14 protein-coding genes and 1 tRNA gene are annotated in these 13,540 nt (G+C 38.6%); 8 read left to right on the top strand and 7 right to left on the bottom strand.

The annotated features are described in order from the left end of the window. Positions 1-84: 84 nt before the first annotated feature. A complete protein-coding gene (gene ileS / locus AC6H0V_RS17370) occupies positions 85-3,534 on the bottom strand; it encodes an isoleucine--tRNA ligase (protein WP_497561468.1) in 3,450 nt (1,149 codons plus the stop codon). Positions 3,535-3,615: 81 nt separating this feature from the next. Here ileS and AC6H0V_RS17375 point away from each other — a divergent pair, with 81 nt between their 5' ends. Next, complete coding sequence (locus AC6H0V_RS17375; RefSeq protein ID WP_497561469.1) at positions 3,616-3,801, top strand: hypothetical protein; 186 nt, start codon at positions 3,616-3,618, stop codon at positions 3,799-3,801. Positions 3,802-3,909: 108 nt separating this feature from the next. After that, a complete protein-coding gene (locus AC6H0V_RS17380) occupies positions 3,910-4,167 on the top strand; it encodes an isoleucyl-tRNA synthetase (RefSeq protein ID WP_497561470.1) in 258 nt (85 codons plus the stop codon). A gap of 162 nt (positions 4,168-4,329) precedes the next feature. Here the strand turns inward: AC6H0V_RS17380 and AC6H0V_RS17385 are convergent, their stop codons facing one another. After that, complete coding sequence (locus AC6H0V_RS17385; RefSeq protein WP_497561471.1) at positions 4,330-6,636, bottom strand: efflux RND transporter permease subunit; 2,307 nt, start codon at positions 6,634-6,636, stop codon at positions 4,330-4,332. Between the two features lie 150 nt (positions 6,637-6,786). Between AC6H0V_RS17385 and AC6H0V_RS17390 the strand changes: the two genes are divergently transcribed. The 3 genes from AC6H0V_RS17390 (at position 6,787) to AC6H0V_RS17400 (ending at position 8,021) form a co-directional block, all read left to right on the top strand. Further along, on the top strand, positions 6,787-7,134 hold the full coding sequence (locus AC6H0V_RS17390; RefSeq protein WP_497561472.1) for a diacylglycerol kinase: 348 nt from the start codon (positions 6,787-6,789) through the stop codon (positions 7,132-7,134). A 1-nt stretch (position 7,135) separates the two neighbouring features. Continuing rightward, a complete protein-coding gene (gene recO, locus AC6H0V_RS17395) occupies positions 7,136-7,861 on the top strand; it encodes a DNA repair protein RecO (protein WP_497561473.1) in 726 nt (241 codons plus the stop codon). 85 nt (positions 7,862-7,946) lie between these two features. Further along, a tRNA-Val gene (locus AC6H0V_RS17400) sits at positions 7,947-8,021 on the top strand. A 59-nt stretch (positions 8,022-8,080) separates the two neighbouring features. Here AC6H0V_RS17400 and AC6H0V_RS17405 read toward each other — a convergent pair. The 5 genes from AC6H0V_RS17405 to AC6H0V_RS17425 form a co-directional block, all read right to left on the bottom strand. After that, positions 8,081-8,497, bottom strand: a complete 417-nt coding sequence (locus tag AC6H0V_RS17405) for an arsenate reductase ArsC (protein ID WP_497561474.1) — start codon at positions 8,495-8,497, stop codon at positions 8,081-8,083. A 129-nt stretch (positions 8,498-8,626) separates the two neighbouring features. Next, positions 8,627-9,115: a GNAT family N-acetyltransferase gene (locus tag AC6H0V_RS17410; RefSeq protein ID WP_497561475.1), complete on the bottom strand. Its 489-nt coding sequence runs from the start codon at positions 9,113-9,115 to the stop codon at positions 8,627-8,629. 9 nt (positions 9,116-9,124) lie between these two features. Beyond that, positions 9,125-9,589, bottom strand: a complete 465-nt coding sequence (locus AC6H0V_RS17415) for a DUF6428 family protein (RefSeq protein ID WP_497561476.1) — start codon at positions 9,587-9,589, stop codon at positions 9,125-9,127. 52 nt (positions 9,590-9,641) lie between these two features. Then, complete coding sequence (locus tag AC6H0V_RS17420; protein ID WP_497561477.1) at positions 9,642-9,968, bottom strand: ArsR/SmtB family transcription factor; 327 nt, start codon at positions 9,966-9,968, stop codon at positions 9,642-9,644. Positions 9,969-10,047: 79 nt separating this feature from the next. Next, a complete protein-coding gene (locus AC6H0V_RS17425; protein ID WP_497561478.1) occupies positions 10,048-10,182 on the bottom strand; it encodes a hypothetical protein in 135 nt (44 codons plus the stop codon). Between AC6H0V_RS17425 and AC6H0V_RS17430 the strand changes: the two genes are divergently transcribed. The 3 genes from AC6H0V_RS17430 to AC6H0V_RS17440 all read left to right on the top strand — a co-directional run bounded on the left by AC6H0V_RS17430 (position 10,181) and on the right by AC6H0V_RS17440 (position 13,495). Next, positions 10,181-11,146: a formylglycine-generating enzyme family protein gene (locus tag AC6H0V_RS17430; RefSeq protein ID WP_497561479.1), complete on the top strand. Its 966-nt coding sequence runs from the start codon at positions 10,181-10,183 to the stop codon at positions 11,144-11,146. The genes AC6H0V_RS17425 and AC6H0V_RS17430 overlap by 2 nt on opposite strands. 23 nt (positions 11,147-11,169) lie before the next feature. After that, a complete protein-coding gene (locus AC6H0V_RS17435; protein WP_497561480.1) occupies positions 11,170-12,495 on the top strand; it encodes a Gfo/Idh/MocA family protein in 1,326 nt (441 codons plus the stop codon). 133 nt (positions 12,496-12,628) lie between these two features. Then, positions 12,629-13,495, top strand: coding sequence for an aldose 1-epimerase family protein (locus AC6H0V_RS17440; protein WP_497561481.1), 867 nt, complete (start codon positions 12,629-12,631; stop codon positions 13,493-13,495). Positions 13,496-13,540: the final 45 nt, after the last annotated feature.

Below are 13,540 nucleotides of genomic sequence, written 5' to 3' on the forward strand. Positions count from 1 at the left end.
TATTTATCTTTTCGGCGGTAATTGGAGCTATCATAATTAGTAGCTTACTTAATAAGCTCAAAATCATGCCAGATCCCTATCATTTTATTGTTTAGCAATTATAATTTGTAGTTCAACATCTTCAATTACGATTTTGTTTCCGTTTGTTATGTTAGCTAACGTAATGTCATCAGCTAATATTTCTGCGCAAATGTAAGTTTTGTTCTGCATTACTGCATCCGCAATTAATTTATCGTTCTGAAGATTAACCGAAATTCGGTCTGTAACTTCAAAATTAAGCTCTTTTCGTAAATTTTGAATCCGATTAATTAACTCCCGAGATAATCCTTCTAGTTTTAATTCATCTGAAATGGTTACATCTAAAGCTACGGTTAAACTTCCTAGATTGGTTACCTGCCAGCCGGGAATATCCTCTGCAATAATCTCTACATCTTCTAGGCGTATGGTGTATGGCGTATGGGATATGGCGATCGAGCCATCCCGTTCAAATTGTGCAAGATCTTCTTGAGACATGGTTGTAATGGCTTCGGTAACCAATTTCATATCTTTTCCCACCTTTGCCCCCAAAGCCTTAAAGTTAGGTTTAACTTTTTTCTTGATAAAACCAGCGGTATCCTTAATGAATTCAATCGTTTTGATATTGGTTTCTGATAAGATAAGATCTTTAACTAGTTCAACTTTAGTCTGAAAACCTTCGTCCAAAACCGGAATTAAAACTTTGGCAAGAGGCTGGCGAACGTTAATGCCCATTTTCTTACGAAGAGACAACACCATCGAAGAGATCTGTTGCGCCAATTCCATCCGCTCGTTAAGCGATTGGTCTATTAAAGTTTCATCAACTTCGTTCCAAATGGTTAAGTGTACCGATTCAGCATGTTTCCCTGGTGTAGCGTCGCTCAAATTTTTATATAACCAATCTGCAAAAAATGGAGCAACTGGGCTCATTATTTGCGCTATGGTTATTAAACAGGTAAATAACGTTTCGTAAGCAGCTTTTTTGTCTTCTGTCATTTCGCCCTTCCAGAAACGGCGGCGAGACAAACGGATATACCAGTTGCTTAAATGTTCGTCTACAAAAGTTTGGATTGCCCTCGAGGCCTTGGTTGGCTCATAGGTATTGTAGCTTTCGTCGACCTCTGCTATTAATGTTTGTAATAATGATAAGATCCAACGATCAAGCTCGCTTCTTTTGGCGATCGGAGTTTGGTTAGCTAAATCAATTTCAAATTTATCGATGTTCGCATACAAGGCAAAGAAAGAATAAGTATTATAGAGTGTGCCAAAAAATTTACGGCGTACTTCATCTAGTCCTTCTAAATTAAATTTAAGATTATCCCAGGGCGAAGCATTACTGATCATATACCAACGTGTGGCATCTGCACTGTAAGTGTCTATTGTACTGAAAGGATCTGCAGCATTACCTAAACGTTTAGACATTTTGTTGCCATTTTTATCCAGTACCAATCCATTAGAAACTACATTCTTATAGGCAATTCCGCCATTGTTTACATGTTGGTTAATGGCCTTGATTTCATCGCTGCTTTCGCTCAACATTACCGCAATGGCATGTAATGTAAAGAACCATCCTCGGGTCTGATCCACCCCTTCGGCAATAAAATCAGCGGGGTAGGCGTTTTCAAATTCCTCTTTATTTTCAAAAGGGAAATGCCATTGTGCATAGGGCATTGCTCCACTATCAAACCAAACATCGATAAGATCAAGTTCACGGATCATTTTTTCGCCTTTGGCCGATACCAAAATTACATCATCTACATAGGGACGATGGAGGTCGAATGTTGAATGATCTAAGGATTGAATAATCGATTGTTGTTTTATCGTTTCTTCTTTAGAAAGCGCTCCGCTATTTACTCCCGCAATCATCTCATCTTTCAATTCTTGCATGGATCCGATGCATTTTTCTTCCAATCCATCCGCAGTGCGCCAAATTGGCAAGGGTGTGCCCCAATATCTAGAACGCGATAAATTCCAATCTACCAAATTTTCTAACCAGTTACCAAATCGACCCGTTCCTGTAGCTTCTGGTTTCCAATTAATGGTTTTGTTTAATGCCACCATTTTCTCTTTCACGGCAGTGGTTTTAATAAACCAACTATCCAAGGGATAATATAGAACCGGTTTGTCCGTACGCCAGCAATGCGGATAGGTATGCACGTATTTCTCTACCTTAAAAGCTTTATTTTCTTCTTTTAACTGTATGGCAAGTTCCACATCAACAGATTTCTCCGGTGCTTCACCTTCGCTGTAATATTCGTTCTTTACATATTTGCCGCCATAATTCCCACCTAAAGAGGCTATAAATTTTCCTTGTAGATCTACCAGAGGGACAGGGTTATTGTTTTCGTCCAATACCAACATTGGGGGTACTTCTGGAGTTGCCAGTTTAGCAACACGAGCATCATCGGCACCAAAAGTTGGCGCTGTGTGAACTATACCTGTACCATCTTCGGTGGTTACAAAATCGCCAGCAATTACACGAAAAGCATTTTCTGGATTTTGATAGGGAAGGGCATAAGGCAATAATTGTTCGTATTTAACACCAACCAGCTCTGCACCCCTAATTGTGGTAAGAATGGTGTAAGGTATTTTTCCCGCCTTGCCTGCAGGGAGGTCGGGGTTAGTCTGGTAGTTGATGAAATCCTCATCGCCCTGTGCCAGAAAATATTTGCCGGAAAACTGTTTCCCTATTAAAGCTTTTGCTAGTATGACTTGTATAGGCTCAAAGGTATACTGGTTAAAAGTTTTAACCAATACATAATCTATCTTAGGGCCAACGGTTAATGCTGTATTACTTGGCAGGGTCCAAGGAGTGGTGGTCCATGCCAGGAAATATAAGGGACCAACTGTTTTTAAACTAGTAGGTAATGTTTCCTCAATGGCTTTGAACTGAGCAACCACCGTAGTATCACTTACATCGCGATAGGTGCCTGGCTGGTTCAGTTCATGCGAACTTAAGCCTGTTCCCGCGGCCGGCGAGTAAGGTTGTACCGTATATCCTTTATATAATAATCCTTTATCGTAAAACGATTTCAGGATCCACCATAAAGTTTCGATGTACTCATTGTGGTAGGTAACGTAAGGGTTTTGAAGATCAACCCAGTAGCCCATTTTTTCGGTAAGGTCGTTCCATACATCGGTATAACGCATTACTTCTTCCTTACAGGCACTATTGTATTCTTCTACAGAAATTTTCTTTCCGATATCATCTTTTGTGATGCCAAGTTTCTTTTCAACAGCAAGCTCAATAGGTAATCCATGGGTATCCCATCCGCCTTTGCGCTTAACTTGATAACCTTTTAATGTTTTATAACGACAAAAAATATCTTTAATCGCACGAGCCATTACGTGGTGGATACCAGGCATTCCATTGGCAGAAGGCGGACCTTCATAAAACGTAAAAGGCTTATTTTTCGGACGTGTACTTATGCTTTTTTCAAAGATGTTTTCCGCTTTCCAAAAATCAAGTATCTCTCTCCCTATTTTAGCTAGTTCTAATTGTTTAAATTCCCTATACATCAATTAAGTATCTTCAAAAATTAAAGGATGCAAAGTTACAGTTTTAGAATGAATTATGGTACTTTTGTATGAATTTGTTTTATGGATAAACGACTTAAAATCGGACTGTTTTGTATGTTGGCTGCGGTAGTAGTAATGCCCGTTGCTTTTTTATTTCGAAATGTCCATGCTAACCTCACCATAGTTGTTTTGATTTTCAGCATGCTGCTAGAAGTGGCTGGATTGATGCTCGTTATTTCTAATCTGCTCAAAAATCGCAAAAAATAGAAAAAAGTGTTAAACTAGAAGGCATTTTAACGGGTTCAAGCCCCTCTTCTCTAGGCGATAAAACTTTAGGGAGTTAAGATTGTTAAATATACAATCAAATAATTTATCATGATCAAAGCCTTGAAACTTAGGAAAGCGGTAATCGCTATTATTCTAGGAGTTGTGGCGCTTATTATTGCACAAATAATGAGCAGTAAGCATGTTGAGGAAAGTAAGTACGTGCTGGCCGCATCTGGGATTCTATTAATTATCGGTTCATTAATATTTCTTTATCCGATATTATTTGCCAAGAAGGTTGATAATGAGGGCAGGAAAGTGGAGTTGCAGCCCCTAGTAAAAGAGTCGGTTGAAGACAAAAACCTATAAGGTTTTTACGAGGAAACTCGTTAAAATTTTGAATGCCGCCAAACCAATTTAAAACCGCTGTTTTTTAAACATAGAATTTATCCTCATTACTAAGTACGGTCTTGTAAGAAGAATACTCTCAATCTGCAGCTGAATTACAAAAGCCGTGATTCACCGGATGACTTAATTGCGTGCTTTCTTTTTGTCTAACCACAGCATCAACGTAGGCAATAATGTTAAATTAAATATTAGGGCCACGATCAAGGTAATGGATAATAACAATCCCAAGACTACTGTTCCTCCAAAGGTTGAAGCCGTAAAAATACCAAAGCCGAAGAAGAGGATCAATGCAATATGCGTCATGCTTACTCCTGTTTCTCGGATAGTATCCGAAACTACCTTCGCAACGGTATAATTTGTTGAGGCTAACTCTTGCTGATAATGGGTTAAGAAATAGATCGTTTGATCTGATGCCAACCCAAAAGCAATGGTGAAAATCAAAATTGTGGATGGCTTTAGTGGGATATGGAAAAATCCCATTATTCCGGCGGTGATAATTAAAGGCACAATATTGGGCAAAAGCGAGATGAACATGATGCCCAAGCTTTTAAATTGGGCTAATCGCAAAATTGAAATTAAGAAGATAGCTAGTCCGATACTTTCAAATAAATGTTTTAACAAGTAATCCGTTCCTTTGGAGAATATAATACTTGAGCCCGTTAATTCAACAGCAAAACGTTTTGGTGGTAGGATAGAATCTATTCGGGGTTTTAGTTCTAATAACAATGCATCAAGGCGTTTCGATCCTACATCAGCCATTTGAAAGCTTACCCGTGCCGTTTGCTTATCCTTATCTACAAAATTGGTTAGCATATTGCCGTTGCCCTTGCCAGAGTTTGCCGCATAGGCCAAAATAAAATTCTTCTCAATGTCAGTAGGTAAACGGTAAAAGGCCGAATCGCCATTGTAGAAAGCTTGAGATGCATATTTTAATCCTGTATTAAGAGAGATAGACCTGGAGAACTCCGGATAGGCGGCTATCATCGTTTCCATTTTATCTATTTTATTAAGGGTAGCGATGCTTAAAATCCCATTCTTTTTCTTGGTATCCACACTAATTTCTAAAGGTAAAATACCTTCAAAATTTTTCTCAAAAAATTTAAGATCCGTTAAAATTTGTGAACTTTTGGGTAGGTCGTCAACCACATAACCATTGATGTTAATTTTGTAGATACCGATAAAGGAAACGACCGACAAAATAAATGTAACAACATAGATTAATACACTTTTTCGTTGCACTAACATATCGGTGTGCACCAACAATTTATCCAAGAAATTAGGAACGTGTGTAGTGTTTGATTTTCCTTTGGGAACGGGCAGGTAGCTAAAAATAATAGGAATCAGGCACAGACACATTAGCCAGGTAAACATTACATTTAATGCTGCAACGCTACCAAACTGCATTAACAGTTCGCTTCCGGTAAAGTAGAGTACACCAAATCCGATCGCCGCTGTTACATTAGCTATTAATGTGGTTACTGCGATACGTTCAATCGTGATGCTTAATGCAAGTTGTTTATCGCCATGTTTTTTAAGTTCGTTATGGTATCTATTGAGCAATAAGATGCTATTCGGGATACCAATAATGACGATGAGTGGTGGAATTAGCCCGGTTAAAATGGTAATCTCATAACCAAATAGAACTAGGGTTCCAATACTCCAGATTACGCCCATTATTACCACCAAAATAGGGAAGAACACGGCATAAAAGCTTCTAAAAAAGATAAGTAGGATCAAAGCGGATACTAAGATTGATAATCCGAGAAAGAGCACAAATTCATTGGATACCAACTTGCTGGTAGCTGTTCTGATAAATGGTAGTCCTGATAGGTGAACTTCGATACCTGTACTTTTCCTAAATGCATCAGCTTTTGCTTCAATCTCTTTAAGGATTGGATTACGATTAACGGAATTTAAGATTTTTGGGTCGAAGGTTATGGCCATCAAAGTGGCATTGGTTTCTTTATTAAATAGCAGCCCGCTATAAAAAGGCATGCTATACAACTTGTTTTTTAGCGAATCCATTTCTGCATCGCTTTCTACCGCTCTACCAGGGATGGGGTTAACAATAAACCTTTGGTTAATGGTATCTTTCTGGAGTTCAGCCAGTTTTCCAATAGATAAAACACCTTTTATGCCTTTTAAATGTTGGATTTCATCGGATAGTTGAACCCATTTATTGTAGTTCTCCTTTTTAAAGATTGCTGGATTTTGGATCCCTAAAACCATCACACTTCCATCTTCACCAAATTGCTTTTTAAAGGCAGTGTATTTAATGAAAACAGAATCGCTTAGGGGCAAAATTTTGCTTCCTGCATAAGAAAGTTTTAGATTTCTGGCATGCCATCCCATGAAAATTGTCGCTATCAGGAAAAAAAGAATGATCAGAATTCGGTTTTGAAGTATTGCTCTAGAGAGTTTAGCCCACATATCAGCTGCTTTTTTAAAAAGTAAAGAAAGTATAAAAATGGCTCATTGCAAAATCTAACAAGGAATTTATGCTAGTTTAACAGCAAATGATGATGATTGTTTTCTCAGACAGATTCAACCTAAGGTAAATTGCCGTAATTTAGTGCTGCTATGAAAAAGTTTTTAAAAAGTTTTGTTTATGCCCTTAATGGATTGATTTATACCGTTAAGACACAAAGTAGTTTTAGAATAGAGCTTTTCGCTGCTTTAGGGGTGGTTATGCTCGGATGGTACCTCGAATTAAAAACCGATGAATGGTTGTGGATTTCAATTGCCATAACCTTAGTGCTTATACTTGAACTATTGAACACGGCCATAGAGATTTTGGTAGACCTGGTTTCTCCCCAGCAGCATCCCAAAGCAGGCGCCATAAAAGATGTGGCTTCGGCCGCAGTATTGGTAGCTTCATTTTTCTCGTTAAGTGTAGCTGCTTTCATACTTATTCCTAAGCTCTTTTAATATGCTGCACAAAGTAAGGGGAATTGTATTAAAAACCACTCCATATAGTGAAAGCAGTGTAATGGTACAGGTTTTTACCGATAAATTTGGAATTCAATCCTACTTGATCAATGGGGTGAAAAAACCGAAGGCCAAAATTCCGATCAATGTTCTGCAGCCCCTCCATCTTTTGGATATGGTAGTTTATCATAAAATGAATGCAGCTATCCAACGTGTTACCGAAGCAAGACCATCACCTGTTTTTAAATCTATACCCTACCATGTGCTAAAAAATACGATTGTTCAGTTTTTGAATGAGGTGTTGTATAAAAGCATCCGGCAACAGCATACAGACGAGAATTTGTTTGATTTCATTTACAATGCGATTAGCTGGTTTGATGAAGCTCATGACTTAAGTGTTAATTTTCATTTGGCGTTCCTAATTAAGCTTTCCCGATTTTTAGGATTTGCTCCGCATATCCAAACCAGAAACGATCAAAAATATTTCGATTTACAGGAAGGCGATTTTACCTCGGTTATGCCTAGCCACCCTAATTTTATTGATAAAAAAGAAGCCGATTATTTTTTATTGCTCTTTACTTCTCCATTCGAAAAATTAAATGAAGTTAAATTAGATAATGCATCAAGACGATTTTTATTAGATAAAATATTGGTTTACTATGGGTTACATACAGCGTCATTTGGACAAATTAAATCCCGACAGGTATTAGAAGATGTACTTTCTTAAAAAAAGTGAAAGATTTTTTGAAAAACAGTAATAACACACTATATTTGCAATCCCAAAACGAAGACATTTTGTTTTTTGGGATCCAGGGAAATTAGCTCAGCTGGTTCAGAGCACCTCGTTTACACCGAGGGGGTCGGGGGTTCGAACCCCTCATTTCCCACAGAAGCCTCAGAGAAATCTGGGGCTTTTTTATGTCATACCTTTTAGCCTTTTTCAACGCTACAAGTTATTGGAAACAAAGCTATGGCAATAAGTTTTGATCTCTTGCCTGACATTCCTAAATTCCTCCCAAACTTCGTGCTCGGTGCCATGTGCTTTTGCTGGGTCTTTAAAATTATGATGAAACCTCAGGGCATGAGTTGGAAGGAATGGACAGTTTTCATTCGCATTATCACAAACGGTAATCACTATATCAAAATTTATGTTGTGGTACTCGTCAATGTTAGTTGATGTATGATTTGATATGTCTATGCCATCTTCCATCATGATAGCAATAGCTTTGGGATTAACCCCATGTGTTTCTATGCCCGCACTATAAATGTCGGCTTTACCACCTGCGAAATGCCTTAAATAACCCTCTGCTATTTGGCTTCTACAACTGTTTCCAGTACAGAGTACCAATATTTTCTTTTTCATGATCTTAAACTAATAACCAAATGATGTTGATGAGGCAAAACTTTGCGTCAAAGCCAACTATCAATTGCAATACGGTTATCGATGTATAATTGGCTTTTTATGCTCTGAGAGAGTTTTTTGCTTTCAACACTAAACTCCAACAACTTTGCTCCTTCGTTCCATGATCACATTATCTTTCCAAACGCCATCTTTCTCGCCAATCTTTTCTCTATACCCAATCTGCCGAAATCCGCATTTTTCATGAAGTTTAATGCTGCCTATATTTTCTGCAAAAATTCCCGATTGCAATGTCCAAAGTCTTGCTTGTTCACTTGCCCTTATTAAGTTGTTCAATAGCGTTTGGCCAATGCCTTTACCACGTGAATTTGCTGCTATATAAATGCTTACTTCTCCAACACCAGCATAAACACACCTACTTGAAACTGGGGTGATGGCTGCCCAGCCTAGCATTTCTTTTCCATCAAATATCGCTAAGCGACAAGTTGGTAGATGACTTTTATCCCAACTATTCCAATCGGGAATATCGTTCTGAAAAGTAGCTAATCCAGTTGCAATCCCTTGGCTGTAAATTTCAGCTACCTGATCATAATTTTCTTGCTCAATCTTTCTAATTTCCATGCCATTGAACTAGCAACAAGCACCACCTGGGGTACATGATGTTGATGTGGCCATCTGTAATTTCTTTAGACGGTTCTGTGGCTCAACGCCGCAAGCTTCTTTAGCTAAGCAAGCGGTTTTCTTAGCTTCAAGTACAAAGGATTTACCATTGAAACCTAAATCGTATTTTCCGATTGTATCGCTTTGATATTCTACTTCGATTTCCAAATCCTCAATGCCTAACTTATCTTCTGATAGCTGTATGATATGCAAAAGTTTTGTAGGTTTTAAACGGTGATCGTAATCATCAGCATTCCAAAGCTGGAAGTTAACCACCTTTTCATCTCTGATCACACCACCACAATCAATAAATTTTTTTGTAATCATTCCAATCTCCGTCACATGGAAATGCTCTGGAACATAGGTGCCATTTTCAAGTTGAAATTCAACACTCTCCAAGTTTGGAAGAATGTTTTTAATGTCGGATAATTTCATATTAATTAATTATAGTTACAATGCACTATTGCGATAGATAATTTAAAAATGTTTAGCAGCATTGTTGATTTTTTAAAGCGGCAACAGTACCTGAAAAATAACTGGTCAAGATGCTAATTGTGCTTTCGTCAATGCAGTAACAAATGGAATTGCCTTCGATATTGCCCTTAATCAGACCTGCATTTTTCAGTTCTTTAAGGTGCTGTGAAACCGTTGGCTGAGCCAAAGGAATTTCATTTACAATATCGTTACAGATGCATTCGTTCACTTTTAGCAAGTGTTCTATAATCGCTATTCTTGCCGGGTGTCCCAACGCTTTTGCAATTGTCGCAATTTGGTTTTGCTGCTCGGTAAAATGATCTGTTTTAGTGGCGCCCATAGTTATATTTTAATATCGCAATATTACGATATGATTTTATTATTTCCAATTCTATTTTTTTCACATGCTGCTAGTCGCGTTACTCTGCTCTCCTTTTTGCGCTAGATACCTTCAGTTCGCATCTGATTGTTGCTTTATGGGCATAGAAACAGGCATAATCACGCTGTGTAAAACCGGCGATAATTTCGATTTTTCTTTCTATTTTTAGTTCCATGAACAATAAACTGTGGATTGTACTCTGTTTAACCGCTATCACCTTTCCTTCACTAGCAAGGCAAAGCCAGCAATCCTATCAGCAGCAAATTACTGGCACCAAACTTTCATTTGATATGCAGGCAATTCCAGAGGGACACTTCCTTATGGGAAGCAAAAACGGCAGTACCGATGAAAAGCCTGTTCACAAGGTTAAAATTGATGCTTTCTGGATGAGCAAAGTAGAGGTTACTTGGGATATTTTTGAACCCTTTTTATACAGAGATTTTGAATCGAGTACTAATTTAACGCCCATTTCTGAACAGGTTGATGCAATTACGCGTCCAACAAAACCTTATTTAGACATGACATTTGGAATGGGCAAGCAAAACCACCCCGCAATTGCCATGACCCAATACAATGCCATCCAATTCTGTAAATGGCTATATGTTAGAACAGGCATTTTTTATCGATTGCCTACAGAAGCAGAATGGGAATATGCATGTAAAGCCGGAAGTACAACTACTTATTATTTTGGTAATGAAGAGAAGAAGTTGACTGAATACGCATGGTTTTCTCAGAACAGTGGGCACAAAACGCACGAGGTAGGACTAAAAAAGCCAAATGCTTGGGGGTTATATGATATGCACGGGAATGTTTCCGAGTGGACATATGATCAATATATAGCCAATTTTTATGCCCAACAGGGTGATGGTGAGATCGAAAATCCCATCGCCACTGGTGATAAATTATATCCATTGGTAATTCGTGGTGGTTCTTATGAAGATGATGCAAAATCCTTAACTTCAACAAAAAGAACAGCTTCCGATCCCTCATGGAAACAGATGGATCCACAGATTCCAAAAAGTAACTGGTGGTTTCCGGAGGCGCCATTTATAGGAATTCGATTGGTAAGACCCGTAAAGACGCCCTCTAAAGCGCAGATAGACGCTTATTATAATAAACCCCCTATAAAAGATTATTAAAATTTAAACCAAATATAACCGAGATGACGAACAACAACAAAACGCATAATGAGCGTAGAGAATTTTTAAAAGCTTCTGCACTTGTAGCGGGAGGTGTAATGATGAGCGGTTACTCGTGGGCAGGAGTAAATTCTTCTGTAGATGATACCATTAAAATCGCACTTATTGGCTGCGGCGATAGGGGAACCGGTGCTGCATTTCAGGCATTGAGTACTAAATTTAATCTAAAGTTGGTGGCGATGGCCGATGCCTTTCAAGATCGGCTAGAGAGTAGCTATGCAAGTCTTTCAACAAAGTTTGGCGACAAAGTGGATGTACCAAAAGAGCGGCAGTTTGTTGGTTTTGATGCCTATCAAAAAGCTATATCTCTAGCCGATGTAGTGTTGTTGGTTACGCCTCCAGGATTTAGGCCAATCCATTTTGAGGAAGCCATAAAACAAGGCAAGCACGTGTTTATGGAGAAGCCAGTTGCGGTTGATTCTCCTGGGATTAGAAAGGTTCTAGCTGCGGCAGAGCTGGCCAAACAGAGAAAGCTAAACGTTGTGGTTGGTTTGCAACGAAGATATCAAACCAATTACAGAGAGGCATTAAAGCGGATCCAAGATGGAAATATCGGAGATATTGTTGGCGGGCAGGTATATTGGAACAGTGGTGGCGTATGGGTAAAGCCCAGAACTGCAACACAAACCGAGATGGAATACCAAATGAGAAACTGGTATTATTTTAATTGGCTGTGTGGCGATCATATTGTTGAACAACATGTACACAATATTGACATTGCCAATTGGGTTAAAAATGCTTATCCAGTGTCTATTCAAGGAACTGGAAGCAGAGCATGGCGAACAGGTAAAAACTATGGCGAGATTTACGATAACCACTCGATAGAGCTTACCTATGCTGATGGTGCAGTTATTCATAGCCAATGCCGACATTTTGAGGGCACTACAAACCGAGTTGATGAGAGTTTCCAGGGAACGAAAGGAAAAGTTTACCTTTCTGCCAATAACTCCGGTGTGTTGTGGGACCATAAAGGCAAAGAAATTTATAACCATAATACAAAAGGTAACGCAAATCCTTATCAAACCGAACACGACGAACTCTTTGAAGCAATTGCGAAAAACGAATATAAATTTTGGGATGCAGAACGAGTTGCCAAAAGCTGTTTAACCGCGATTATGGGACGATATGCAACCTATTCGGGAGAAATCATCAAATGGGATGATGCGATAAAAGCAGAAAATAGTCTTTTTCCGGATCAGTTAAGCTGGGATGCGATGCCAAAGGTTTTACCAGATGCCAATGGGATTTACCCCGTTGCAAAACCTGGAATAACAAAAGGGCTATCCTAGGAAATTTTACGAGATTTAAAATTAGAAAAGTAGTGGAGGGTTATTTAATACTGAAGGGAAAGAAATCAGTGTAACTTGTTATTTAATTTTAATTTTACGGTAAATAAGATGGTAAGACTTATTTTTAGCATGCATGATTTTTTTAGAAAATGAACACTTCAGAGCCAAGTTTGCTACAAAGGGGGCAGAATTGCAGCATATTACAGGTGTACACAGCGGAACCGAGTTCCTATGGAGTGGCAATCCGGAATACTGGGGCAAATTTAGTCCGATTTTATTTCCAATTGTTGGCGCTTTAAAAGATAATGTGTACGAAGTAGATGGTGTAACCTATAACTTGCCACGGCACGGCTTTGCTCGCGACATGGAATTTGAATGTAGCCACATTAATGAGCACGAACTGTTGTTTACGCTAACTCATAATGAGGACACATTAAAAGTTTACCCTTTTGAATTTACTTTGGGTGTACGCTATAAGATCTTTGGTTCAAGTTTGTGCTGCACTTATGAAGTTCAAAATCCATCAGAACAAAATCTGCTATTTTCGATCGGTGGTCATCCTGCTTTTGCGGCCCCTCTTAACAAACAAGGGACATATACAGATTATTACTTGCAGTTTAACGATGATGAGGAAATCACTTTCTTTCACATTGAAGATAACCTGATTTCAGATCAGACCACTACTTTGAAGCTTACCGATGGGAAACTATTTTTGCGACATGAACTTTTTTATGATGATGCCCTCGTATTTAAGGATTTAAAGAGTGATAGCATTTCGTTAATGAACACCAAGACGTATAACGGTTTAAATTTTAAGTTTAAAGATTTTCCATACTTTGGAATTTGGGCAGCTAAAGATGCAGATTTTGTGTGTTTAGAGCCATGGTGCGGCCTTGCCGATTCGCCGGTTCGTTCTGGAAAATTTAGTGATAAGGAAGGAATAATCTCCCTTGCTCCAAAAACCCACTGGGAGCGTACATGGCAAGTTACTTGTTTTTAAGTTAGTGGAGGATAGGAAATAGAGATATGTGCTGGGAATTCAATT

The sequence above is a fragment of the Pedobacter sp. NO84 genome (assembly GCF_059703915.1).